Genomic DNA, 25,240 nt, shown 5'->3' with positions numbered 1-25,240 from the left:
CAGGGACAGAAGAGACGTGTCCGGCGGACGCAGAGCCCCGCGACGGGAGCGAGCGGCGCCTGAGCCAGGGCGGCGCGGATCCTCGACAGCCGCGCCGAGTCACCGCCTTAACCGTTTCAGTTCTGGGATGGCCGGTCGGCCATGGGCTGGTGATCCCGGCGCGCCGGCCAGACCTCGCGCGCGACCGGCGCGGCCGCTCGCCGGCCGCGTCCACGGGCGCCGGGATGGATGTGGGAGCGCCTGCGCAGACCCGGCGGTCTCCGGCGGCGCTCGGCGCCTGTGCGAGCGTCGGCTCGCCTCGGGGCCGCCGTGCTATCCAGACGAGGCCTGGCGATGGAGCCGGTTCACCCGGCAGGCTCGATCCGCCGCCCGGCAGCGGAGGTGAGGCGTGAAGCGTCCGACGATCACGGACATCGCGTGGCGTGCAGGGGTATCCAAGGGAGCGGTCTCCTATGCGCTCAACGGCAGGCCCGGCGTGTCGGAGCCGACGCGCGAGCGCATCCTCGCGATCGCGGCCGAGATGGGCTGGCAGCCGAGCAACGCCGCGCGGGCGCTCTCCGACGGGCGGGCGAGCGCGGTCGGCCTGGTCATCGATCGGCCCGCGCACACGCTCGGCATCGAGCCGTTCTTCATGCAGCTCATCTCGGGCATCGAGGCGGAGCTGTCCGAGAAGGCGGAGGCGCTGCTGCTCAAGGTGACGGAGGATCGCGCGGCCGAGGTGGAGACCTACCGCCGCTGGTGGGCCGAGCGGCGGGTCGACGGGGTGATCCTGGTCGACCTGCGCGAGGACGATCCGCGCGTGAAGCTGGTCGAGGAGCTGAAGCTCCCCGCCGTCGTGATCGGCGGGCCGGCGGGCAAGGGGCAGCTCTCGGGCGTGTGGAGCGACGACGGCGGCGCCATGAAGGCGGTCGTCGACTACCTCGCCGCGCTCGGCCACCGGTCGATCGCGCGGGTCGCCGGCCCCGCGGAGTTCGTGCACACCGCGATCCGCACGAAGGCGTTCAACGCCGCCGCCCGCCAGAGGCGCCTCGAGCGGGCGGTGACGGTCCACGCCGACTACACGGGCGAGGCGGGCGGCCAGGCCACGCGCCGGCTGCTCGCGGAGGCGACGCCGCCGACGGCGATCGTCTACGACAACGACGTCATGGCCGTGGCCGCGCTCGCGGTCGCGCACGAGATGCGCGTCCCCGTGCCCGAGCGCCTCTCGATCGTGGCGTGGGACGACTCGGCGCTGTGCCAGCTCGTGCACCCCGCCCTGACCGCCGTGCGCCGCAACATCGCCGAGCACGGCTCCCGCGCCGCCGCGCTGCTCCTCCGCCTCGTCGCGGGCGAGCCGATCGACGACGCCGAGTGCAGCGCGCCGACCCTCGCGACGCGGGGCAGCACCGCGCCGCCCGCGCCCCCCTGAGCCGAGCCCGTCGCCCGCGAGGCGACGCGGCCCTCCCTCGAGGCCGTGGACACTGAACCGATTAAGTGCTCTTCTGCCGCGCGCAGCAGGGGCGCGAGCAGACCAGCACGAGAGGGAGCATGCACCGCAATTTCGCCAAAGTCGCTGTCCGCAATCGAGCGGTCGCCTGGCTCGGGGCCAATTTCTGGTCGAGGCGCGGCGGCCCGCTCATGTGGACGAGCTACGATCCGGCCCTGATCCGCGAGGAGCTCCGGGTGCTCGCCGACCACGGCCTCACCATGACCCGGTCGTTCTTCTACTGGCCGCACTTCATGCCCGAGCCGGACCGGGTCGACGAGGAGTGCGCCGCGCGGTACGACGATTTCCTCGAGGCCCACACCGAGGCGGGGCTGACCACGATCCCGACGCTCCTCGTCGGCCACATGTCCGGCGAGAACTGGGATCCGGTCTGGCGGCGCGGGCGCGACCTCTATGGGGACGTGTGGATGGTCGCCCGGCAGGCGTGGTTCGCGGAGCAGATGGCGCGGCGCTTCTCGGGCCACCCGGCGGTGGCCGGCTGGCTCATCTCGAACGAGATGCCGATCTACGGCGAGCGCGAGCGGTCCGTGCGCGAGGCCGTCACGAGCTGGGCGAGCCTGCTCGTGCAGGGGCTGCGGGCGGGCGGCGCGAGCCAGCCGATCTCGATCGGCGACGGCGCGTGGGGCATCGAGGTCACGGGCAACGACAACGGGTTCTCCGTCCGCGATCTCGGCGCGATCGTCGATTTCCTCGGTCCTCACGTGTACCGGATGGAGAACGACATGGTCCGCCAGCACTATGGCGCCGCGTTCATCTGCGAGCTCACGGGCTTCCTGGGCAAGCCGGTCGTGCTGGAGGAGTTCGGGGTCTCCTCGGACTTCGTGTCGGACGAGAACGCCGCGCACTATTACCGGCAGGTCCTCCACAACACGTTGCTGGCCGGCGCCACCGGCTGGATCGGCTGGAACAACACCGATTTCGATCTCATCCACCAGGACCCTTATCGGCATCACCCCTTCGAGCTCCATTTCGGGCTGACGACCACCGACGGTCGCCCCAAGCCGCAGCTCGCGGAGATGGCACGTTTCGCGAAGGTGCTGGCCGACATCGACGTCCTCGGCTGCGAGCGCGAGCCGGCCGACGCGGCGCTGATCGTGCCGTCGTACCTGGAGGGCGCGTTTCCGTTCACCGAGGCCGAGGACCGCAGCTATCTGTTCACCATGCTGCGACAGGCCTACATCGCGGCGAAGGAGGCGGACGTCCCGATCGGGCTGACCCGGGAGCGGGACGGGATCGCGGAGGACTGCCGGCTGTATCTCCTGCCGTCCACCAAGCAGCTCACCGCGCCGACCTGGCATCTCCTCGAGCGGCTCGCCTCGGAGGGCGCGGTCGTCTACGCGTCGTACTGCCACGGCACGCACGGCTCGCAGCGCGGTCCGTGGTACGCGCACCTCAACGCGATGTTCGGCGTCGAGCATCAGCTCCGCTACGGGATGGTCGACCCGATCGAGGACGCGCAGGCGACGCTCACCTTTCAGCGCCCGTTCGGCACGATCGCGGAGGGCACCACGCTCGCGTTCCCGGTGGCCGGCACCGAGCACAGCCGCGCTTACCTGCCGGTGCGCCCCCGGGGCGCGGAGGTCGTGGCGGTCGACCAGCGCGGCCGGCCGGCGCTGCTGCGGCGCCAGGTCGGCCGCGGCAGCATCGTGCTCTGCACCTATCCGGTCGAGCACTTCGCCGCGGCGACCCCGCGGGTCAACCCGGAGCCGACCTACCGGCTCTACGACGCGCTCGCCGCGCTCGCCGGCGTGCGGCGGCCGGTGACCGTGGACGACCCGCGCGTCGCGGCCGACACCCTGCGCCACCGCGACGGACGTCGCTTCGTGTTCCTGGTGAGCCAGTCGGATCAGCCGCTCTCGGTCAAGCCGGTCGCGGCCTCGGGGCACCTCGTCGAGCGGGGCGGCGAGACCCCGGTCCACACGGTCGAGCTCGCGCCGTACGACGTGCAGATCCTCGAGCTGCGCGCGCAGTAAGCGGCTCAGTACCAGCGGGGCGTCCCGCAATCGACGTGCAGGTGGTCCCGGTGGCTCGCGTCGAAGTCCGGCCCGAGGACGCGCGACGCGGCCCCATCCGCGCGCAGCCGCCGGGTCACGCTCCTCAGGAAATGCCCCTCCCGGGTGCTCGGGTCATTGCCATACAGCACGTAATCGCGGAGCACGCTGATCGCGCGCCCGCGCTTCGGGGTGAAGCGCGCGATATCGAACGCATTGCCGAACGAGTGCTCGCTCAGGCCCTCGCTCCATTTGCGCATCCTGCCGACCACTTCCCGGCAGGCGTAGCTCCCCAGCGTGCTGACGCGGGTGATCGGCGAGCCCAGGTGCGCTTCTGCCTCTTCCTGGATGACGCGCTCGATATCGACCAGCCGCAAGGCCAGGGAGCAGTCGATCTGCAGCGGCGGCGAATACACGATGCCGGTCGGGCCGCGCGTCAGCAGCACGCCGCGCGGGATGCCGCACCCCTTCTTGTTGGGTTTTTGGGCGTCGGGGATCGGCTGGAACCGCGCGCCCGTGCTCTTCAGCGCGTCGCGGCAGTCCGCGCCCGCGGCCGCGGCGATGTGGTTCCACTGCCGCTGCGCGCGCGGCGGCCGCTCGCGCTGGCCGGTGGCGTCAGCGAGGTGATCGACCCAGGCGCCCGCCCATCCGGACGACGCAGGCGCCGACGCCGCGGGCTCTCCCCCGGCGACCGGCGGCGTCGCGACGCCGGGCGCCGTCGCCAGCGAGGCCGACGCACCGCCGGCGACGGCAGACGTCGCGCCAGGCAGGGCCGGCGCCGGGGGCGCGATCAGCGCGGCTCCACCGAGCTCGGAGAGCGTCGGGCTCCCGTGGGAACAGGACAGCACCGAGATCACCGCCGCCGCGGCGAGCCCCGGAAGCAAGCGTGCGTGCACACCGATCTCCGTACCTCAGAGGGCGAACCGCGCAAGACAAGCGATCTGCCCATCTCCGCATCGCGGCTCACACCGCGCACCGGTTCGCCCGTGTCAGGCCGCTGTCGCGCCGCCTCCGTCCGCCTCGCCCCCGTCGCGCGCCGCTTCTCCCGACTCGTCCGGCGTCCGCGTCCCCCGCAGCAGGAGCAGCCCGGCGAGGCTCACCACGACGCCGGCGGCCGTGAGGCTCCACGGCACCACCTCTCCCTCGATGACGCCCTGCGTCCACGGCGGCTTGAAGTAGAGCAGCGACACCGCGATCCCGTTGTTCAGGGCGTGCAGGAGCGCCCCGGCCAGCACCGAGCCGGTGCGGTGGCGCGCGTAGCCGAGCGCGAGCCCGAGCGAGAACGTCGGCAGGAGCCGGTACACCGAGCCGTGGGCGAGCCCGAAGAGGAGCGCCGACACCCCGATCGCCACCGCGGGTCCGGCGCGGCGCAGCCCCGCGTAGACGAGGCCGCGGAACAGGAGCTCCTCGCAGACGGCCGGCGTCACGGCGACGAGCAGCAGCACGACCAGGTACGGCTGCCCGCCGAGCAGCACGAGATCGCCGAGCTCGCGGGCGAAGCGCTCCGGCGCGGGGAACCATCGGAGGACGGTGCCGCCGAGCGCGATCCACGCCGACACCCCGAGGAGCAGCGCCCCGGCGAGGCCCCGCGCCGAGGGCGACCGGAGGCCCAGCGTCGCCCGCGGCGCGTAGCCGAAGCCGGCGACCAGCGCGAGCGTCGGCAGAAGGAAGAAGCCGACCTGCGAGACCGCGAGCTGGACCGCCACGCTGGCGCGCTCGATGAGCAGGCTGCCGTAGAAGAAGAGCACCTGCACGCCCGCGAACGCCGCGAGCGAGAAGCCGACCGTCGGCGTCCCGCCGGCCCGGCGCCCGAGGCCCAGCACGGCGCTCGCCGACTCGTGGCCTCCGAGGAGCACGCTCTCGCGCGCGAAGACGCGCGCGGCGAAGAGGAGCGCGAGGCAGGCGTACAGCGCCGAGGAGATGAGCGCCGCGAAGAGGAGATCGACCGGCGCCTCCCCGAGGAACAGCGCCTTGATCAGCACCGCGATGTTGAGCACCGGCGCGTAGGCCGTCCACGGGTTGAGCTCGACCACCGGCAGGGCCGTGATGCCGGCGAGCAGCGAGAGCGGCAGGTACGCCGGCATGAGCGCGTTCTGGCCGTCCTTGAAGTCCTTCGCGAACACGGCGAGCGCGAGGAACAGCGCCGAGAACAGGAGCGTGACCGGCACGAGCAGCACGAACGTCAGCGCGAAGATCCAGGGATCGACGACCATCACGTCGGGCAGCATCCGGCTGACGGTGAGCGACAGGCTCACCACGTTGCCGAGCGCCGTGAGCAGGGAGATGACCCACACGGCCAGGAACTTGCCCGAGATGATCTCGATCGAGCGCACCGGCGCGCACAGGAGCGTCTGCATCGTGCCGCGCTCCTTCTCGCCCGCCGTCAGATCGATCGCCGGCAGGAAGCTGCCGAGGAGCGACATCAGGATCAGCATCATCGGCATCATCGAGCCGAGGATCTGGCCGACCTTGCGGCTGTCCGGCGCGACGTCGCGCGGCACGACGTCGTAGGCGCTCGAGAACCCCGCGGGCAGCCCGCGCGCCGCCTCGCGATCCGCGACGATCGCCCTGCGCGCGCGCCGCAGCGCGTCCTCGAGGCGCGCCTCCGCCATGGCCGAGTCGGCGCGGACCGAGTCGAAGTAGATCGCGACGGCGCCCTTCCCGCCGCGCTCCAGCTCGGCCCGCAGCGTCGGCCACGGGATGAGCACCGCGTCGACCTTGCGCTCGCTCACCGCGGCGCGCGCCGCGGCGAGCACGCGGTTCTCCGGCTCGGTCCACCGCGGCCGCGCGTCTTCCCCCTCCTCCTTGCCTGGCTCCGGCTCCGCCCCGGCCTCCGGGCCCGCGGGCGGCGCGAGCGCCCCCGAGGCGAGCCCCTCGCGCACGTCGGCGGGCGCGCCGTCCCACGGCGCGAGCTCGATCTTGCCCGCCGACTCCAGCCGCTTGCGCAGGTCCTCGGCGAGCTCTCCCCACACCGCGATCCTCGACGAGCGCGCCTCGCGCGCCGCCGCCTCGGAGCCGATGAGCTTGCTCATCCCGAGCGCGAACAGCGGATAGAGCAGGACCGGGACGACGAGGAGGCGCACGAGCGTGCGTCGATCCCGGAGCGACTCGACGAGCTCCTTGCGCAGGATGGTCCAGACGATGGCGAGCCTCACGGCGCCTCCCCTCCCCCGGCCGGCGCGCCGGCGCGCTCTGCCGCCTCGCCCGCCCCGCGCGAGCGGCTCCGCGCCGCGTGATGGAGAAAGGCGTCGGTCAGGTTCGTGGTGGCCGTGCGCTCGAGCAGCTCCGGCAGCGCGCCGGTGTCGGCGATGCGCCCCTCGTGCAGGAGGGCGACGCGATCGCAGAGGTACTCGGCCTCGCCCATGATGTGCGTCGAGAAGAGGACGGCCTTACCCGCGGCGCGCTCGCGCCGGATCGACTCGACGATGAAGCGGCCGCTGAGGACGTCGAGCGCGGTCGTCGGCTCATCGAGGATGAGCACCTCGGGCTCGTGGAGGAAGGCCCGCGCGATGTTGGCGCGCTGCTTCTGCCCCGCGGACAGCGTGCTGCACGGCCGCGACGCGAACGCGTCCATCTCGAGGTCGGCCACCAGCGCGTCGATGCGGCGCGAGAGCGCTGCCTCGCTCATGCCGTACAGCCTGCCGAAGTAGCAGAGCACCTCGCGCGGCGTGAGGCGCTGGTAGAGCTGGGTGTCGCCGGAGAGAAAGCCGATGCGCTGCTTCGCCTCGAGCGGCCTCGCCGCGAGGTCGACGCCGCCGATGAGGACGCGCCCCGCGGTCGGCGACAGGATGCCGGCGAGCATCCGCAGCGTCGTCGTCTTGCCCGCGCCGTTCGGCCCCAGCAGGCCGACGACCTCCCCGGGGCGCACGGCGAGGTCGATCCCGTCCACGGCCGTGAAGTCGCCGAACCGCTTCACCAGACGCTCGGCGAGGAGTGCGGGGCGCATGGCGGCATGTCCTATCCGGTCCGCAGCAGCGCGCAAAGCGCCGGTCCCGCCGTCGTCCGCGGGACCTCGGAGGAGCGCCCCGGCGCGCCGGCCCCCGGCTCACGCCGCCCGGTCGTCCTCCGGGCGGCCGCTTCACGGCACGCGCACCTCGACGTGCGCCGCGGACTCCCTACACTACCCGTCTGGCCCTCATGGATCCGAGCACCTCTTCCATGCCCTACCGCAATCGCACCACGACGGAGCGGGTCCAGTGTCCCTGCGGGCACGGCCGTGATCACTACATGGTGAGCGCCGAGGCGGAGTATCGCATCCTCGGCTACATCCAGCTCGCCTTCGGGATCTCGGCCCGCCCGACCAAGGTGAAGTACAGGTGCCGGCGCTGTGACACCGTCTTCTCGACGACCACCGATCCTGCGGTCCTCGACAAGCACTACTGACGCCGGGCAGCGGATGATCGACATCGACACCTCGCCGGCGGCCTCCTGCGGTAGAGGAGATCCATGAAGGGTCGCGTGCTCATCGTCGCCGGGTCCGACTCGGGCGGCGGCGCCGGCATCCAGGCGGATCTCAAGGCGGTCACCGCGCTCGACGCGTTCGCCGCGACGGCGATCACCGCGCTCACCGCCCAGAATACCCGCGGCGTCGCCGCCGTGTTCCCGGTCCCGCCCGACTTCATCGGCCGCCAGATGGAGCTCGTGCTCGACGACATCGGCGCGGACGCGATCAAGACCGGCATGCTCCACTCGGCCGAGGTCATCGACGAGGTCGCGCGCGTCTACGAGCGCATCGGCCGCGGCGCGCCGCTCGTGGTCGACCCCGTGATGGTCGCCAAGGGGGGCGCGCGGCTGCTGGAGCCCGAGGCGGAGGGCGCCCTGCGCCGGCGCCTCCTGCCGCTCGCCGCGCTGCTCACGCCGAACATCCCCGAGGCCGAGGCGCTGACCGGCACGGTCATCGACAGCGTGGAGGCCATGCGCCGCGCCGCCGCGCAGCTGCTCGCCATGGGCCCGCGCGCCGTGCTGCTCAAGGGAGGCCACCTCCCGGGCGCGACGGTCGTCGACGTCCTCCAGATCGCGCCGGAGCCCGGCGCCGTCGGGGCCGCGGCGGGCGAGCGGCTGTTCGAGGACGCGCGCATCGAGACGCGCGCGACCCACGGCACGGGCTGCACGCTCGCCTCGGCCATCGCGGCCGGCCTCGCCCAGGGCCTCGCCCTCGTCCCCGCGATCGCGCGCGCGCGCCGCTACCTCCGCGAGGCGATGCTCGCCGCCCCCGGGCTCGGCCACGGCCACGGCCCGCTGAACCACGCCCACACGGTGCGGCCGTTCTCCTGAACACGGCGCGGCGAGCCCCACGCCCCTGTGGAGGACCGCGCGGCGCGGCCCCTCGCGGCCCGCGCCGCGCGCGCTTCCCCGCGGCGCCCGCGCCTTCTGCGCCGCCCGCGCGGCGTCCCCGTGGCGCGCCGGAGGGGCCAGCCGCAGCGTCCGTGCAACGACTCGTTGCGCCCGGGGCTCGAATGGACGACCCTGCGCGCAGTCCGTATCGGCGTGCCGGCGCCTCAGCTTCGGCGCCGGCGCGGAGCTCTTCCTCACCCTTTGTGCGCCCGTGGCCGTGACCAAAGATCCCCTCCCTCCCATCGACGTCGGCACGGTCATCAACGACCGGTACGAGGTCCTGAAGAGCATCGGCAAAGGCGGCATGGGCGAGGTGTTCTTGGCCTTCGATCGCCTGACGCAGCAGCAGGTTGCGCTCAAGGTGGTGCCCGAGGCCTCCGCCATGCCGGGCGACGACGAGGCCCTGCGGCAGGAGGTGATCCTCGCGCAGAAGGCTCGCCACCCGAACGTCTGCCGCGTGCACGACCTCGCGCCGAGCCCGTGGGGGCCCATCCTCGTGATGGAGTACATCCCCGGGCAGACGCTCCACAACCACATCCGCAAGCGCAAGGCGGCCGGCGGCTTCAGCGCCGACGAGTTCCGGAAGATCTCGACCGACGTCTGCGCGGGCCTCGCCGCCATCCACCAGCAGGGGCTCGTGCACGGCGATCTGAAGCCCGGCAACGTGATGGTCGCCGACGATCGCGCCGTCATCCTGGACTTCGGCTTCGCGAAGGAGCGCGCGCGCGCGGCCGTGCGCAAGCCGGGCGCGCCGCCGGACGGCGGCACGCCTCACTACATGTCGCCGGAGCGGCTGCGCAACGGCGGCGCGAGCCCCGAGGACGACGTCTACGCCGCGGCGCTGACGCTCTGGGAGATGTGGACCTGCCGCGTCCCCGAGCCCGGCTACAAACCGCGGCTCAAGACGATGAAGCAGCAGATCACCTTCGACGTGCCTGCCGCGCTCACCAACGACGAGATCAGGCAGATCTTCCGCGCGCTGAACCCGGATCCGCAGATGCGCCCGCAGGCGCGGCACATGCGGTTCTTCAACCCGACGCAGACCACGACCGCGCCGATCCAGCTCCCGCGCGAGCGCATCGACCCCGGCCCCGCGCCCGGTCGGGCCATCAAGACGCAGTTCACCCCCGGCGCGCAGTCGCTGCTCATCACGTACGCCACGAACGCGCCCGACAGCGTCTCGACCCTGTTCCCCCTGCAGAAGCCGGTGCTCTCGATCGGCCGCCGCAGCGATCAGGATCTCGTCCTGGCCGAGGCGACGGTCTCCGGCTCGCACGCGCTGCTCCGGTGGCAGACGGGCTCCTGGCTGGTCGAGGATCTGAACAGCACGAACGGCACGTACGCGGACTTCCCCTTCGAGCGCAAGGCGCAGGTGTCGCTGCTCCACGGGGCCGAGGTGCAGCTCGGCGAGTGCCGCCTCATGGTGGTCACGTTCGGACCGGACTCCCCGCACCACGACAAGGCGAAGCGCTACCTCGCGCGGCGCGACGGCCTCACGGGGCTGCTCGTGCGCGAGCACCTGATGAAGGCCATCGACGAGGACGGCTTCTTCGCCGAGTGGGCCGAGGTGCCGATGCAGATCGCGCGCTTCGAGCTCCGCGGCCAGAACGGCCTCGTGAGCCTGCGGCCGACGATCCTCGAGATGCTCGCGCTGCGCAAGGCCGCGCTCCAGGTCGTCGACCTGACGCAGACGCTGCTCTTGAGCCTGACGCCGGCCGCGGCCGGCCGCACCGGCCCGCTCACGTTCGTCGTCTCGATCGTGGGGCCGAACCTCGACGAGGCGCAGCACGTGGTCGAGCAGGTCGTCGCGCAGGTGCAAGGCACGCTGCCCGAGACGCTCGAGCTGACCGCGACGCTCGTGAAGTGCGAACCCGGCCGCCCCGCTCGCACGCTGATCGACTGAGGGCCCGCCCCGCAGCGCGGGGGCTATCGCGCTGAGGGGGCCATCGCGCCGGGCCGTCGCGCAGCCGCGCGAGCGCCCACGCGCAAGGGACCGCTCCGACCCCGGAGCGGCAGCGCCCCTACTGGGACGAACCGGCGCAGGCGTCGCTCGATGCGGCGGCGCGATCGATCACCACCTGGCCGACCGACTTCCGGACGTCGATCTCCCCCTGCCAGATGAGCTCCGCGCTGCCCTGCGCGTCGACAACGTCGCGCAGCAGCCGCACGAAGACCTTCCCCGGGACGACCTCCGGAATCGCCACCGTGAAGTCGAACGCGCAGACCGCGTCGCACCGCGGGTTCGCCGCGTCGGGCTCGTCCCGCTCGGTGATCTCGTAGATGCTGTCGATCCGCTCGACGTGCATCGCGCGCTGGCCGCAGCAGTTGAGCAGCAGGCGGCTGTCCGCGATCGTCAGGGCTCCGCTCGACCGGTCGTAGCGCCAGCGCAGCACCTCGCTGCTGCAATAGCTCTCGTCCCCCTCGACCGCGAGCCTTCGCTCCGGATCGACGAATCCGCCGGCCTCGCTCACGACCCCCACCTGCGCGGGCTCCGTCTCCAGGCACGCGCCGAGAAGAAGCAGCGATCCCACCGTTGCAAGCGCCGTACAGACCCCCACGTAGCTCATGCCCAGACTTCCTTGCTGTCCCGCCACACTGTCAAAATACGCCCAAAATGAACTGCCAAGGGCTTTAAATAAGGACGTCCGGCGCGCTCTCCACGGCGACGCCTCGGACTCAGCCTCAGGCCATCGAACGCACGGGCCGCGCGCGCACCGCACCCCGGAGCAGCCGCACGCACATTCGCACGTGTTGTACTCGTTTCTCTTCTGACTGTCCAGGCACTCGTGGTAGAGTGCGCTCGGTTCTCCGACCATCAACGTCATGGTCGGTCGACGTGTTCGGTCATCCTACCGTGCGTCGGTGCCCGCAGATGTGCCCGCGACCCCTTGCCGGTCGCGTCGGACTCAGCACCTGACGAGGGGCGCGGGAGCCGCGGTCATCGTGCGGCGACGGTCGTGGGGCGACGGCGCGGCGGGCTCTGCTCCTGGCAGCCGGCATCGGCGGGGGAGTCGTCGAGGACCACCGCCCCCGCGGCCACATCGAGATCGAGAGAGCCGCTCCAGACCACGGCGGGGCCACCCTGCTGATCGACGACGTCGCGCAGCAGCTTCACGTAGACCTCGCCCCTCGGGACGTCCTGCACGCCGACGGAGAGGTCGAATGCGCACTGCTCCTGGCAACGCCCCTCGCCGCCGTCCGGCTCGTCGCGCTCGGTGATCTCGTAGAGGCTGTCGATCCTCTCGACGTGGATCGCGCGTTTGCCGCAGCAATCGAGCATCAGCCGGGAATCCGCGAGCCGCAGCGTCGAAGCGGCCTCGTCGTATTGCCAGCGCAGCACCTCGGCGCCGCAATAGCCCCCGTCCTCGACCGAGGCGAGCCGGAGCTCCGGGTCCCGGAACCCCCCCTGCTCGCTGATCCTGGTTTCTTGAACCGCCGCTTCCGAGCTGCAGCCACCGACGCAGCAAGCTCCCGCGATCGCAAGGGCGGTCCAGATGCGGCTCGACACCATGCTCTTCTCCATTTCTGTTTCGCTCGCTGACCGGGGCGGCTTGCTGCAATTTTCCAGCCAACTCCCCCGTGAGCAGTCCGGAGGCTAACCGCGACCGACGCAGCGGGCCAAAGAAGCGGAATGGCGACCGCGGCATCGCCTCGCCTCGCGCTCCGCACCGGCCCGCAGCAGCGCGCAGGAACTGCCCACCTGAAAGACGTGTCCAGGCAGCAGAAGTTGCTGGGAAACAGGACGGTCGTGGCGCCAGCGGTGCGGGCGCTCACCGGCGCGGAGCGCGCCGGATGTCCACGCCTCGCCTTCGGCCAGCGTGGCTTTCGAGGAACAGGAGCGCTCGGCAGATCGAGCGTGCCGGACGCCTCGATGCGGCGTGCAGCGGCGGCGCGCCGTGCGCCGCGCCTGCGCACCACCGGCGGGCTCGACGTCGGTCGACGGCCGCGGACAGCGCCGCCGGTCGGGTCAGTTCTTCGCCTCGACGGCCTTGCCGGGCGGCAGCGGGTCCCAGCGGAGCGAGTCGCCCAGCAGGTTGGAGATCCGCTTCGGGCGCTGCCCATCGACGCGCATGATGTAGAGACCTGGCCCCTCCCCGGATGTGCGCGTGGAGAAAAACGCCACAAGTCGCCCGTCGGGGCTGCAGGCCGGGTATCCGTTCCGACCCTGATTCTGGGTCAGCCGCGCGAGGCCGCCGCCCGTCTCCCCCGAAACGACGAGGTCGGTGTTCTTTCCGACGCCCACGGCATAGACCGCCTTCACCCCGTCGGGGTGGTTGCAGAACGTCGGCGCCGACGCGAAGAGCCCGTCCGGCGAGATCGCCTTGCCGCCCACGTAGATGCGCTGTCCGTACCTGCCCTCGCCGGAGAAGGCGAGCTTGCCGGTCGGCGAGAACGCCGGGTGGAGCGCCATCCCCACGTCGGACACCGGCTTGATGCTCTGGAAATCGGGGCCCGAGAACAGCTTGATCGTCGAGCCCACCCCGATGCTGAGCGCCACCTGCGCCCGGTCCTTCGAGAACGCGATGCCATAGACCGATCCCTTCACGGGCAGCGAGATCGGGCCGCCCGCCGGCGTGAAGATCTTGTACTCATCGCCCTTCACGCTCGCCGCGTAGTGCAGCTGCTCGTTCTTCCCGAACGCGGGGGCGATGGCGGTCTGATCGGGCGGCGAGATGGCCCTGGCGTCGTGGCCGTCGGCGTCGATGGTGAAGACGCGGCGCAGCGAGCCGGAGCCCGAGGCGAACGTCATGTGGCTGGCGAAGCCGCCGTTCTGGCCGGTGAGGGCGCCGATGAGCTGGTCCGCCACCCGGTGCGACTCGAACCGCACGTCGCGGAGGGGCACGATGAACCTCTTGTCGAACACCGGGGCCTGCCCGCGGTTCACGAGGAACGCCTGGCCGACGAGCTCGGCCTTGTCGGGGCCGACCTTCTTGCCACGCACGCTCACGACCGCCTCGACCCCCTTCCCGGACCACGCCTTCACGTCCACGGGGCTGTCGGAGAGGTAGAGGCCGTCCGGCGCGGCGCTGTCGGGCAGCACCTCGAACTCGCCGCACAGCTCGAGATCGCGCCGGACCACGCTGTGGAGCGTCACGTCCTCGGGGTCGGAGACGAGCGACGGCAGGACGCCGATCTTCGGGAGCGGGCGCGACGCGCCGGCAACGACCGTGATGTGGCCGAGCAGCTCGTCCGGGTTGGGCGGGGCCGTCGAGGCAGGCGCCTGCGCCGGAGCAGGCGCTTGCGCCGGAGCAGGCGCCTGCGCCGGAGCAGGGGGGGCAGCGAGCGCGGCGGCGGCGAGCGCCAGGGCGCCGAGGGCGTATCGAGCTAGTCGCATGTGTTCTCCCTACAGACGAACGTGACGCTCACCTGCTTCTGCCCGAGATCGGGATAGTTCTCCGGCGGCGGCGGCAGCGCCTGCCCCTTCGCCCCCTCGAGCGTCGCCTGCGCGGCCGCGTCGAACACGGGGTTCCCGCTCGGCGTCAGCGTGTAGCTCACCATCTGCCCGTCCGACAGGACGATCACCGCGCGCGGCCGGTGCTTCGTGAGCTCCTCCGGCGGGAGCCCCGAGCCGCTCACGCGGAACCTGCTCGAGAACCAGCCCGCGATGCGCGCCAGGTACAGGTCCACCGCGCGCGCCTTGAGGGGGTCGGTCTCCGTCCCCTCCTTCACGCCGTCCGCGTGCCCCTCCTGGTCGACGTTCGGGGCCGGGGCGGCGTCGGTCTTCTGATCGAGCTCGATGTCGACCTGCTTGGCGATCTCGGCGTCGGGCGGCGGCGGCGCGGTGCCCGCGTCGGCGACCTTGACCTCCGGGGGCGGGATGTCCTCCGCGGTCTTGCCCGCGTCCGGCGACACGAACGCCTTCTGCTCGACACGCGGCTTGGGCGTCTGGCGCACCCACCGGTCCGGCAGCTTCATCCGGTCGCGCTTGCCGCCCAGCTTGAGCAGCGGCGTGTCCATGTCGAGCACCGGGATGACCTTCACCGGAACGCTCGGGCCCTTGTCGATCTCGGGCGCGGCCGCGGTCTGCGAGAGATCCGCCAGGCTGATCGCGACGGCCGCGCCCGCCTGCACGGCGACCGCGACCGCGACCGCGATCGCGATGTCCCGCGGGCGGAAGTCGCTCCTCGGCCGGCGCTGCCCTGACGGCATCCGCGGTCCTGGCGCGCGCGCCGCGGCCGCGCTCACGGCGCCGCCCCGCCCGGCCGCGCCGCCCCCTTGGCGTTGCCCGTCGCCGCACCGCCGGGCTGCGGCGACGCGCCCTCGGGCTCGAGCTCCGGCTGGACGAGGAGGTTCAGCCCCTCGACCCCGGCGGCCCGGGCGGCGGCGACGACCCGCGCCACGGCGCCGTAGCGGGCGTCCTTGTCGGCGCGGATGTAGAGCTCCTTCTCCTTCTGCACGCGGCCGTTCGAGGCGAGCACGCCCTCGATGTCGGCGGTCGCGTCGTCCTCGCCGAAGAGGATCTTCTCTTCCTTCGTGATGGTCACGACGAGCTTCGTGTCCTTGGTCGGCGCCTCCTCGGCGGAGACGTTGGGCAGCTCGACCCGGAGCCCGGCCGTGAGCAGCGGGGCGGTCACCATGAACACCACGAGGAGCACGAGCATCACGTCCACGAGCGGCGTGACGTTGATCTCGCTGAAGCCGCCGCCGCGCCGCCTGCGCCCCCCTCCGACCGACATCGCCATGATCGGCCCCGCCCCTCAGCTCTTCGGCATCACCGGCGTGGGCCGGTCGCTCGACCGCTGGAGCGCCAGCGGGATGGACTCCTGCATCCCCCGCGCGACGGCGGAGAGCGACGCGATCTCCACCCAGCCCTCGCTGGCGGCCTCCAGCGCGGAGAGCAGGTCGTCGATGCGCTTGTTGATCGCGTTGTAGGCGATGACCGCGGGGATCGCGGCGAACAGCCCGATCGCGGTCGCGATGAGCGCCTCGCCGATGGCCGGGGCGACGACGGGCAGCGACGCGCTCTTCTGCTGCCCGATGCGGAGGAACGCGTCCATGATCCCGTAGACGGTGCCGAACAGGCCGATGAACGGCGACGCGGCCGCGATCGACGAGAGCGTCGGCATGAGCGAGCTCGCCCGCTGCGTCTCGGTCACGATCGCGCGCTTCGCGATGGAGTCGAGCAGCTTGCTGGTCCCGACGCGGCGGCTGAGCTCCAGCACCACGCGGGCGCCCGGCGCGTCGGCGTGCCGCTGCGCGAGCGCGAAGAGCTGATCGGGCGAGTGGGCCTGGGCCGACTCCTGCTCGAACCGCGCCTGCTGCGAGGACAGCCGGGCGAGCTGGAGGACCTTGAGGACGGCGATCACCCACACGAGGATGGCCGCGAAGATCAGCAGCCAGACGACCAGGAAGACGGGACCGGAGGCGTGGAGGATCAGGGAGACGGGGTCGAGCTTGATCGGGACCGCCGTCGCCGCCTCGGGGACGCTTTGCTGGAAGGCCATATCGATCTCTTCGGTCAGGGAATCGGCTCGTCAGGGGATCCGCGGGCGGCCCCGTTCAGTGCGGTTTGCGGCCGCGGCCCCCTCTGTCGCCCGGGAGCGCGGCCGCGGCCCTCTCTTCAACGTCGTCAATCGACGCCGCGCGGCCGCGCGCTGAGGCAGCGCCGCGCGCACCGCGCCGGGCTCACTCCGCCAGCAGGATGTCGACTTTTCGGTCGCGCGCCCAGCCCTCTTCGTCCGTGCCGGTCGCCTCGAACTCGCCCTTCGACGAGGTCGCGATGCGGCCCTGCTCGACGCCCTTCGTGCTGAGGTACTCCGCGACGCTGCCGGCGCGCTTCTGGCCGAGGCCGAGGTTGTACTCCGTCTCACCCCGGGGATCGGCGTGGCCGATGAGCTTCATCCCCTTGCCCTTGAGCGGACCCGAGGCGAAGCAGCGCGCGAGCGCGTCGAGCGCGCTCGCCGCCTCGCCCTCGATCTGCGTCGAGTCGAACGCGAAGCGGGCGGTCGGCAGATCGCCGCAGGCCTTCAGGATCTTGTCGTCGATACGGATCGACCCGCTCGTCGGCTTCGCGGTGTCCTGCTTCGGGGCAGGCGCTGCGGGCTGCGCCGGCGGGGGAGGCGCGACGTCGCCGCCGACGTTCGGCGGCGGCTGCGGATCGGAGCCACAGCCGGCCGCCAGCGCTGCAAGCGGCGCCAAGACCACGAGGATCAACGCAGGCAGTTTTGTCATGGGCATGCCGTTACCACGCCGCGGAGCGCGTTGCAGCATTTTGAGCGGTCGCTGGCGGGCCGGCGCGCCGGGATGTTGAGCATTCCTGTAAAGTGCCGCGATGCATCGCCCGGACCTCGCACGGGAATATTTGGACCACCAACGATCTGAACGGCCTCGCGCCCCGGGAATCCGGGGCGCCGCGGCCCTCTTGCTCGGCGTCGCGGCGGCGGCGGCGGTCGCGCTCGCCGCGCCCGCCGCGGCGCGGGCCGAGGCGCCGGTGAAGCGCACGTTCTTCAAGCTGCCGTCGTCGAACGGGTTCGGCGCGGTGCTCCTCGACCTCGGCCAGGCGCGGCTCACCCACTTCCGCGAGCACCTGTTCGGCACCGAGGAGCCGCTCCTCGACGAGCGCGGCGAGGAGGTCTGGGTCGGCAATCAGCCGCAGGTCGTGCCCACGCGCGATCTGCTCTACGACGCGTACTTCGGGCTGCGCTCCGAGGGGAAGCAGCGGTGGCTCACCGAGGTCCCGGTCGACCTCGACGCGAGCGGCTACGCCGGCTGGACCGAGGGCCAGCGCGGCGGCACCGGCGTCGTCACGATGGTGCAGCGGGTCGGCAACCTCGAGTGCGCGCAGTTCTTCTTCGCGCCGCAGGGCCTCGAGCAGGCCGGCTTCGTGATGGCGATGCGGGTCCAGAACCTGGGCGACGCGGCGGCAGAGGACGTGGCGGCCTTCTCGCTGCACAACCTCCACCTCGGCTTCGGGCGCCCGGGCGTGATGGCCGACATCGGCGATTCGGGCGAGACCGTCGCCTACGATGGGGGCGAGGGCCGGCGCGACTTCCTCGAGCGCGCCTTTGCGGGCGTGGTCGTCGCGCGCGCGCTCGAGCCGGCCGCGCGCCACGGCGCCTCCAGCGCGAGCAGCCCGCCGGACCTCGACGTCTACCGGATCGTCGAGGCCGGCGCCGTCGCCGACCTGCCGGACCTCGACGGGGCCGCGCCCACCGCGGACGGCTCCGTGAGCGCGTTCCAGTGGGACCTCGGCAGCATCGGCCCCGGCGAGGCGCGGTGGGTCGGCGTCGTGTTCGCGCACCACGGCGACCCCTCGGGCGCGGCGGACCCGATCGTGCAGGGCGCCCTCGACGCGTACCTCGGCGCGAAGGGCGCGGCGGAGGTGGTGGCGGACGAGATCGCGGCGTACCGCGCGTTCCAGGGCGCGATCCAGGTGCCGCCCACGACGACGGCCGAGGAGGAGGTCCTGCTCCGGCAGTCGGCCGTGATGCTCCGGATGGCGCAGTCCCGCGAGAGCCACGCGTTCCTGCGCGAGCACCTGACGCGGGACTTCGAGCCGCGCACCACGCGCTTCGGCGCGACGCTCGGCGGCCAGCCCGCCGCGCTGCCGGCGACGGTCGCCCACCGCGGCCGCGGCGCCGTGCTCGCGAGCCTCCCGCCCGGCGAGTGGACGGTCGCCTGGATCCGCGACGGCGCCTACGCCACCGTCGCGATGGCCGCCCTCGGCATGAAGGCAGAGGCGCGCGACGCGCTGGGCTACTACCTCGGCGCGGAGGCGGGGCGGTTCCAGGACTGGAACGAACTCGCGCCGTACGACATGCCGCCGTACCAGATCAGCCTCGTGCGCTACCACGGCTTCGGGGTCGAGGAGACGGACTTCAACGGCTTCGGCCCGAACCTGGAGTTCGATGGGTTCGGCCTGTTCCTCTGGGCGCTGCGCCAGTACGAGGAGCTCACCGGAGACACGGCGTTCGTGGACGAGCACTGGGCCACCGCGTCGGGGAAGGTCGCGGACGCGCTCGTCGCGCTGCTCGATCCGGAGACCGGTCTCATCCGGAAGGACTCGTCGATCTGGGAGACGCACTGGAACGGGCGCGAGCGCTCGTTCGCGTACACCAGCATCACCGCGGCGCGCGGGCTGTGCGACGCGGCGGCCATCGCGGAGCGCCGCGGGGAGGCCGACCGGGCCGCCGGGTACCGCGACGCCGCGAACAAGCTGCGCGCCGCGATCGCCGCGCGGCTCACGGACGCCTCGGGCGCGCTCGGCGCGAGCCTGGAGGAGGTCGTGTCCGGCGCGGGCTACTGGGACGCGGCGGTGCTCGACGGGATCGCGATGGGCCTGTTCGATCCGCGGGGGCGCATCGCCGCCGCCACGCTCGCCGGGCTCGACGAGCACCTGCGCGCCCCCGCGGGCGCGGGGTGGTCGCGGAACGACGATCGCACGGATCACGCCGGCGCGGACGACCTGAGCCCCTGGGGCAGCGAGTACGACAGCGCCGAGTGGGTCGTGACCGATCTGCGCGGCGCGGTCGCCGCGCGGCTCATGGGGGACGACGCGCGCTCGGACCGGCTGCTCCGGTGGGTGCTCGATCAGTCGGCCGCGAACTACCTCGCCATCGCGGAGACGTACGACGAGACGAGCGGCGCCTACAAGTTCAACGCGCCGATGATCGGGTTCGGCGCGGGCGTCTATGCGCTCGCGCTCGCGGCGCGCGACGGGCTGGTCGTCGGGCCGGCCTGCGGCGCGTACTTCGACGAGGGCGACGCGAGCGGCAGCGGCGCCGGGGGCGGCGGCGCAGGAGGGGGCCCCGCGAGCGGCAGCGGCGGGGCCGGCGGCGCGGGCGGAGCAGGCGGCAGCGGCGTGCTGGACGACGCCGGCTGCGGGTGCCGGCTCGCGCCCGCCGAGGGCGCGGGGCGGTGGCCGCTGCTCGCGGCGGCCGCCGCCGCGGTGGGCCTCGCGCGGCGGAGGCGCGCGGGGGCGCGGGGCTGACGTCGGCCGAGCGCGCGGCGCTGACGTGGGCCGACCGCGCGCTACTCGTCGGCGTCTTCCTTCGGCTGCGCCTCTGCGGCGGCGGGGGGCGGCGGGTCGGCGACCGCGGCGGCCATCGCGTCCGCGAGCGAGACCGGCGGCGCGGGGCGCGGCGCCTCCTCGGACGCAGGCGCCGACGCGGGCTGGCGCGCGGGCGTCCCCTTCCCCGAGGCCGCGCCGGCGCCGGCAGCAGAGGTCGCGCCGGCTCCAGCGGCGGGGGTCGCGCGAGCGCCGCCAGCGGACGCCGCGCCGGCGCTCGCCTTCACGGCGGCGCGCGGCTGCGGCGCCGCGCCGGGCGCGACGGCGCTGGCCTCGCCGTCGCCCGCCGCAGGCCCCCGCGTCTCCGGCGCGCGCGGCGCTCTCCTGACGTGGGCGGGCGCCTCGACCGACGCGCTCACCGCGCGCGCGACCTCCCCTGCCCGGGAGACGCCGCGCTGCGCCCCGAGCGGCAGCGCTGCTCCCGGCGCGCGCGACCTCTGGCCGACGACCAGCGCGAGCACGACCGCGATCGCCAGGGCGCAGGCGAGCGACGCCGCCACGATCGCGCGCACGCGGGCGCGATCCCACGCCCGCGCGCGCGGCGCGACGGGCACGAGCGCGTCGTGGAGCCGCAGCACGTCGCGCATGCTCGGCGGCGCGTCGACCACCGGGCTCTCGGCCAACCCCGTCGAGCTCGCCCCCGGCGCCCCCGGGCTCGCGCCTGGCGCGACCGACGCAGCCGCCGGCGCGATCGCCGTCCTCGCGGCGGGATGGGCCGCGACGAACGACTTCAGGGCGAGCGATCGGAGATCCATGATGGTGGGGTCGTCGTCGTCCCGCGGCACCGAGGGCGCGCTCGACCGCCGGAGCGGAGGAGGAGGCCGGACCGAGCGCTCCGACGCCGGCGGCGCCCCCGTGATCCTCCCCTGCGCGCGGAACATCGCGCCGCCGCAGACCCAGCACTCGAGCGCGGACCCGCCGCGCGCGTCGCTCGAAACCGTGGTGACGATCCCGCAGACTTCGCAGTAGACGTCCATGAGCCCCCCGCGGGCCCCGCCACATGACAGCGGCGAGCGCCCACCACACCGAAACTGTGATTTAGATTACATACCGAGTATGGCGTGCCCGCGGTGGCCGTGCATGCGGTCTCGGCGCTCGCGCACCGGAGGATCGCGCGCGGGCCAGCGCTTCGCGGCCATCCCGGACGGCCGAGGAGGCGCGAGGGCCGTCCAGGGCCGAAGGATTCCCGTGCGGGCGCTTGCGATGCCTCCCCCTGAGAGGCTGTGGTAAGAGCCGCGCTTCGATGTGGTCGGGAGCGGGCCGCCGGTCCGCCCGACGGGTCGGGGCTCCCTGCCGGGGGTCACGCGGACAAGGGTTGGGGGGCCACGTCTGGCCCCGAAGCGCCCGGAGGATATCGAGAATGGGTCTCAGCGAAGCGCTGCTCGACGCGAACAAGAAATCCCAGGTCATCGCCGACTGCTGCACGCTGGTCGACGAGGAGGTGGCCTCGAAGGGCGGACTCTCCGGCCTCGCCGTCAAGGCCGGCTACGCGGCCGTGAAGGGCATCAAGCCCGGCTTCATCGCCCAGGTGGTCGAGAAGCTCCTGCCCGAGTTCGCCAAGAAGCTCGACCCCCTCTGGACCGAGGCCACGGGCAGCGGGAACGCGAGCTCGTACCTGACCACGAACCGCTCGCGCGTCGCCGACGCGCTCCTCAGCGTCACCGACGACAAGGCGAAGACGTCGACGAGCGGCGTGGTGCGCGGCACCTACGAGAAGCTGCGCGGCTCGGCGAAGAAGAACGTCGAAGACGCCGTCCCCCGCCTCGCCCAGCTCATCCAGAAGCACGCGTCCTGAGCGACCCGGCGCAGCAGGTCGGCGCCGGCCTGCTGCGCGTCCCGCGGCGACATCACCGGCACGGCCGCACAAGCGAGCTGCGCCTCCGCGCGCGAGGTCACCGGCTCGACCGCGACATGGAGAGGAAACGCCCCTCGCGCGCGGCGGACGCCACGCGCGAGGGAGAGATCACGCGCGGGCGGGGTGCCCGCGCGCCTCGGTTCAGCCAGGGTCGCCGAAGCTCCGCGCGAAGAGATCGCGGATCGCGTCGCGGCCGGCGTCGTTCAGGTCCTGCGTGCCGATGCCGGCGAAGTTCTCGCTGGTGATGCTCGGCTGCCGCGCGATCTCCCACGCGGAGCCGCTCCAGCGAAACCAGCCGCGCTTCTCCTGATCGTAGACGAACAGCGGCTTCTTCCAGAGCCGCGCGAGCTCCGCGCCCCAGCCGGTGCCGCCGCGCACGGTGCCGTCGTCCTGGAGCGTCCCCACGACGAAGACCTGGCTGGCCGCGTTGATCTGGTGCCAGATCGTCTGGAGGATGTTGCGCACGAGCGGGATCTCGCTCAGCACGCGGCCGAGGCGCCGCGACACGTAGACGAGGCTGAAGTCGCCCTTGCGCAGCTCGTCGTCCCCGAGGACGACCACGCCCCGCTGCCGCTCGAGGAGCCGGTGGCCCTCGAAGCTGTAGTTCATCTCCTGCACGCCGTACCGCTCGGCGCACGCGCCGAACTCGGCCTCCGCCCCCTTGGCGCCGCCCGAGTGCAGGCGGAACTGCCGCGGGTCCTTCGGCCGCTCCGAGGGAGGGCGCACGTCCTCGTCCACGACCCGCATCGAGTGCGGATCGAGGCGCAGGTGGAGATCGGCGAGGTCCTTGTTGCCGTGGTCCTTGAGCAGCCGGAGGCGAACCACGTCGCGCTCCGGCTGCAGGTAGACGACCACGCCGACGTGGCGCTCGACCTTCTCGAGGGCGGCCGGCAGCTTGCCCGGGGCGCCCGGCTCGTCGATCTGGGCCGCGACCCACACCTCGGCCGAGCGCTCCTTCGCGAGCCGCGCGAGCGTCTCCATCGCCGCCTCCGACGCGACCGCCACGTCGAAGCCGTCGACGATGATCACGTCGGGCTCGAAGTGGGCGACGCCGCGCGCGAAGCCCACCGTCTCGAGCACCTTCTCCACCCACAGCCGCGCCGCCTCCTCGGTCGAGTCGGTCGAGGCCTTCACATGTCCGAGGTGCGAGTAGATCTGCCGGTGCCGCTCGACCTCGAGCCGGACGGCCTCCGGCTCCGCCAGACGCATCGACTGCGCGAGATCGTGGAAGATCTCGTCGTAGTACGCGCGCACGTGATCGACCGCGTTCTCGTGCGAGATGTGCAGCACCCGGCGATCCCGGAGCAGGTCGTCGAGCGCGATCTGCACGAGCAACGCCGTCTTGCCCACGCCGGGCCGAGAGACGATGACGCCGACGTTCCCGCGACCGAGCCCGCCGTGCATCGACCCCTCGAAGACCCGCATGGGGCTCCGCTCGTTCACCTCTTTGCGGTACATGCCGCCCCCCTCACTTGGCCTTCTTGGCCTGCTCTTCCCGGTACTTCTTGATGAGCTCCTCAGAGAGAGCCGTCGGAAGGGGAGCATAGCGCGAGAACTCCATCGTGAACTCGGCTTTGCCCTGGGTGGCAGAACGAAGGACCGTCGAGAACCCGAACATGTCGGAAAGCGGGACCTCCGCCTCGACCCGGCAGAACGCGTCCGCCTCGGTCGAACCGATGATGATGCCGCGGCGCTGCATGAGGATGCCGACGATGCCGCCCTGGTACTCGCTCGGCCCCTCGACCGCGACCTTCATCAGCGGCTCGAGGATCTGCGGGCCCGCCTTCGGGTACGTCTCGCGCCAGGCGCCGCGCGCGGCCTCCTGGAAGGCGATGTCCGAGGAGTCGACCGAGTGGGCCGCGCCGTCGTTCAGCGTGACGGACACGCCGGTGACCGGCGCCCCGATGAGCTGCCCCTTGGCGAGCATCGACACGAAGCCCTTCTCGACCGCGGGGATGAACTCGCGCGGGATCGCGCCGCCGACGACCTGGTCGTCGAACCGGAACGGCGCCTCTTCCCACGGCTCGATGTAGCCGCCGACCTTGCCGTACTGGCCCGAGCCGCCGGTCTGCTTCTTGTGCGTGTAGTTGTAGTCCACGCGGCGCGTGATCGTCTCGCGGTAGGCGACGCGCGGCGGGCTCGTGACGACCTCCGCCGAGTACTCGCGCTTCATGCGCTCGATGTAGACGTCCAGGTGGAGCTCGCCCATGCCCTGGATGATCGTCTCGCCGCTCTCCGGATCCGCGCCGACGCGGAAGGTCGGGTCCTCCTTGGTGAAGCGGCGCAGCGCCTTCGACATGTTCGCCTGGGCCTTGTTGTCCTTGGGCGTCACCGTCAGCGAGATGACCGGGTCGGGCACGTGCATCGACGTCATCGCGACGCTCACGCTGCCGTCCGTGAACGTGTCCCCGGAGTTGCAGTCGATGCCGAAGATCGCGACGATGTCGCCCGCGCTCGCGCCCTCGATGTCCTCCATCTCGTCCGCGTGCATGCGGACGAGCCGGCCGACCTTGTGGCGCTTGCCCGTGCGGATGTTCGTGACCTCTTTGCCGCGGCTCAGGTTGCCCTGGTAGAGGCGGATGTACGTGAGCTGGCCGAAGCGGCCGTCCTCGAGCTTGAACGCGAGCATCACGAGCGGCGCTTCCGGGTCGCTCGACAGCGTGACCTCGGCCTCGTTCTTCTCGACGTCCACGGCCTTGTTGGTGATGTCCGCCGGGGTCGGCAGGTAGCGGGTCACCGCGTCGAGCAGGACCTGCACGGCCTTGTTCTTGTAGGCCGATCCCATCATCACCGGGACGATCTGGAGCTTCACGGTCGCCGCGCGGATCGTCTTGTTGAGCAGCTCCTCGGTGACGCGCTCCTCGAGGATCGCCTCCGTGAGCTCGTCCGAGTACATCGACAGCGCGTCGAGCATCTCCTCGCGCGCCGCCTTCACCTCGTCGGCCATGTCGGCCGGGATCTCGCCGACGAGGATCTTCTCGCCGTTCGCCCCCTCGAACCGGTAGGCCTTCATCGCGACGAGGTCGACGACGCCCTCGAACTTGTCCTCGAGCCCGATCGGGAGCTGCAGCAGCACCGGGTTCAGGTTGAGCTTCTCGCGCAGCTGCTGGCGCACCCGCAGCGGGTTCGCGCCCGCGCGGTCGCACTTGTTCACGAACGCGATGCGCGGCACGCCGTAGCGGCGCATCTGGCGGTCGACGGTGAGCGACTGGCTCTGCACGCCGGCGACGGCGCAGAGGACCAGGATCGCCCCGTCGAGCACGCGCATCGCGCGCTCGACCTCGATCGTGAAGTCCACGTGCCCGGGCGTGTCGATCACGTTGATCTGGTGCCCGTTCCAGAAGCAGTGCGTGGCGGCGGACTGGATGGTGATCCCGCGCTCGCGCTCGAGATCCATCGAGTCCATCTTCGCGCCGACGCCGTCCTTGCCCTTGACGTCGTGGATGGCGTGAATTCGCTTGGTGTAGAAGAGGATGCGCTCGGTCAGCGTCGTCTTGCCCGAATCGATGTGGGCGCTGATCCCGATATTGCGCAGCTTGGACAGATCGCTGATCACAGAAGGCTCC

At 72.4% G+C, this 25,240-nt stretch carries 20 protein-coding genes; 7 read left to right on the top strand and 13 right to left on the bottom strand.

Annotation, left to right across the window (positions count from 1 at the left end; genetic code table 11):
• Positions 1–388 precede the first annotated feature (388 nt).
• Together WME76_RS04045 and WME76_RS04040 are read left to right on the top strand one after the other, a co-directional pair.
• Positions 389–1,408: a LacI family DNA-binding transcriptional regulator gene (locus tag WME76_RS04045; protein WP_437958893.1), complete on the top strand. Its 1,020-nt coding sequence runs from the start codon at positions 389–391 to the stop codon at positions 1,406–1,408.
• 119 nt (positions 1,409–1,527) lie between these two features.
• Entirely contained in the window at positions 1,528–3,459 is a 1,932-nt protein-coding gene (locus tag WME76_RS04040) for a glycoside hydrolase 5 family protein (protein WP_437958892.1), read from the top strand.
• 5 nt (positions 3,460–3,464) lie between these two features.
• Here WME76_RS04040 and WME76_RS04035 read toward each other — a convergent pair whose 3' ends face one another.
• The 3 genes from WME76_RS04035 to WME76_RS04025 all read right to left on the bottom strand — a co-directional run bounded on the left by WME76_RS04035 (position 3,465) and on the right by WME76_RS04025 (position 7,423).
• A complete protein-coding gene (locus tag WME76_RS04035) occupies positions 3,465–4,373 on the bottom strand; it encodes an extensin-like domain-containing protein (RefSeq protein WP_437958891.1) in 909 nt (302 codons plus the stop codon).
• A 93-nt stretch (positions 4,374–4,466) separates the two neighbouring features.
• Positions 4,467–6,632 carry an ABC transporter permease subunit/CPBP intramembrane protease gene (locus tag WME76_RS04030; protein ID WP_437958890.1) on the bottom strand — a complete coding sequence of 722 codons (2,166 nt, stop codon included), beginning with the start codon at positions 6,630–6,632 and terminating at the stop codon, positions 4,467–4,469.
• Positions 6,629–7,423, bottom strand: coding sequence for an ABC transporter ATP-binding protein (locus WME76_RS04025; protein WP_437958889.1), 795 nt, complete (start codon positions 7,421–7,423; stop codon positions 6,629–6,631). Before WME76_RS04025 ends, WME76_RS04030 begins: the two co-directional genes overlap by 4 nt.
• A gap of 212 nt (positions 7,424–7,635) precedes the next feature.
• Here WME76_RS04025 and WME76_RS04020 point away from each other — a divergent pair, with 212 nt between their 5' ends.
• The 3 genes from WME76_RS04020 to WME76_RS04010 all read left to right on the top strand — a co-directional run bounded on the left by WME76_RS04020 (position 7,636) and on the right by WME76_RS04010 (position 10,714).
• Positions 7,636–7,860 carry a hypothetical protein gene (locus tag WME76_RS04020; protein ID WP_061620973.1) on the top strand — a complete coding sequence of 75 codons (225 nt, stop codon included), beginning with the start codon at positions 7,636–7,638 and terminating at the stop codon, positions 7,858–7,860.
• A 63-nt stretch (positions 7,861–7,923) separates the two neighbouring features.
• Positions 7,924–8,751 (top strand): bifunctional hydroxymethylpyrimidine kinase/phosphomethylpyrimidine kinase, encoded by an 828-nt coding sequence (gene thiD / locus WME76_RS04015; RefSeq protein WP_437958888.1) that lies wholly within the window; start codon positions 7,924–7,926, stop codon positions 8,749–8,751.
• Between the two features lie 277 nt (positions 8,752–9,028).
• Entirely contained in the window at positions 9,029–10,714 is a 1,686-nt protein-coding gene (locus WME76_RS04010; protein WP_434045518.1) for a protein kinase domain-containing protein, read from the top strand.
• Positions 10,715–10,832: 118 nt separating this feature from the next.
• Here the strand turns inward: WME76_RS04010 and WME76_RS04005 are convergent, their stop codons facing one another.
• The 7 genes from WME76_RS04005 to WME76_RS03975 form a co-directional block, all read right to left on the bottom strand.
• Positions 10,833–11,378 carry a hypothetical protein gene (locus tag WME76_RS04005; protein ID WP_433933424.1) on the bottom strand — a complete coding sequence of 182 codons (546 nt, stop codon included), beginning with the start codon at positions 11,376–11,378 and terminating at the stop codon, positions 10,833–10,835.
• Positions 11,379–11,749: 371 nt separating this feature from the next.
• The gene (locus WME76_RS04000; protein ID WP_437958887.1) at positions 11,750–12,334 is read right to left on the bottom strand and encodes a hypothetical protein; all 585 of its coding nucleotides are present in this window, start codon (positions 12,332–12,334) and stop codon (positions 11,750–11,752) included.
• Positions 12,335–12,778: 444 nt separating this feature from the next.
• Positions 12,779–14,146, bottom strand: coding sequence for a tolB protein (locus WME76_RS03995; RefSeq protein ID WP_437958886.1), 1,368 nt, complete (start codon positions 14,144–14,146; stop codon positions 12,779–12,781).
• The gene (locus WME76_RS03990; RefSeq protein WP_437958885.1) at positions 14,137–14,961 is read right to left on the bottom strand and encodes a TonB C-terminal domain-containing protein; all 825 of its coding nucleotides are present in this window, start codon (positions 14,959–14,961) and stop codon (positions 14,137–14,139) included. Before WME76_RS03990 ends, WME76_RS03995 begins: the two co-directional genes overlap by 10 nt.
• A gap of 32 nt (positions 14,962–14,993) precedes the next feature.
• A complete protein-coding gene (locus WME76_RS03985) occupies positions 14,994–15,494 on the bottom strand; it encodes a biopolymer transporter ExbD (protein WP_433933416.1) in 501 nt (166 codons plus the stop codon).
• 15 nt (positions 15,495–15,509) lie between these two features.
• Positions 15,510–16,256, bottom strand: a complete 747-nt coding sequence (locus WME76_RS03980) for a MotA/TolQ/ExbB proton channel family protein (protein ID WP_433933415.1) — start codon at positions 16,254–16,256, stop codon at positions 15,510–15,512.
• Between the two features lie 181 nt (positions 16,257–16,437).
• Complete coding sequence (locus WME76_RS03975) at positions 16,438–16,956, bottom strand: OmpA family protein (RefSeq protein WP_437962070.1); 519 nt, start codon at positions 16,954–16,956, stop codon at positions 16,438–16,440.
• 217 nt (positions 16,957–17,173) lie between these two features.
• Here WME76_RS03975 and WME76_RS03970 point away from each other — a divergent pair, with 217 nt between their 5' ends.
• Positions 17,174–19,741 carry a glycoside hydrolase family 15 protein gene (locus WME76_RS03970; protein ID WP_437958884.1) on the top strand — a complete coding sequence of 856 codons (2,568 nt, stop codon included), beginning with the start codon at positions 17,174–17,176 and terminating at the stop codon, positions 19,739–19,741.
• A 41-nt stretch (positions 19,742–19,782) separates the two neighbouring features.
• Here WME76_RS03970 and WME76_RS03965 read toward each other — a convergent pair whose 3' ends face one another.
• A complete protein-coding gene (locus WME76_RS03965; RefSeq protein ID WP_437958883.1) occupies positions 19,783–20,796 on the bottom strand; it encodes a hypothetical protein in 1,014 nt (337 codons plus the stop codon).
• A 383-nt stretch (positions 20,797–21,179) separates the two neighbouring features.
• Between WME76_RS03965 and WME76_RS03960 the strand changes: the two genes are divergently transcribed.
• On the top strand, positions 21,180–21,614 hold the full coding sequence (locus WME76_RS03960; RefSeq protein WP_437958882.1) for a DUF6918 family protein: 435 nt from the start codon (positions 21,180–21,182) through the stop codon (positions 21,612–21,614).
• Positions 21,615–21,815: 201 nt separating this feature from the next.
• On the opposite strand, the gene WME76_RS03955 is transcribed toward WME76_RS03960, so the two are convergent.
• Positions 21,816–23,132, bottom strand: a complete 1,317-nt coding sequence (locus WME76_RS03955) for a hypothetical protein (protein WP_437958881.1) — start codon at positions 23,130–23,132, stop codon at positions 21,816–21,818.
• 10 nt (positions 23,133–23,142) lie between these two features.
• Entirely contained in the window at positions 23,143–25,230 is a 2,088-nt protein-coding gene (gene fusA / locus WME76_RS03950) for an elongation factor G (RefSeq protein ID WP_437958880.1), read from the bottom strand.
• Positions 25,231–25,240 lie beyond the last annotated feature (10 nt).

The sequence above is a fragment of the Sorangium sp. So ce119 genome, from assembly GCF_051524405.1.
Taxonomy (GTDB): Bacteria; Myxococcota_A; Polyangia; order Polyangiales; family Polyangiaceae; genus Sorangium; species Sorangium cellulosum_G.
This window is presented reverse-complemented; position numbering and strand designations above follow the sequence as displayed.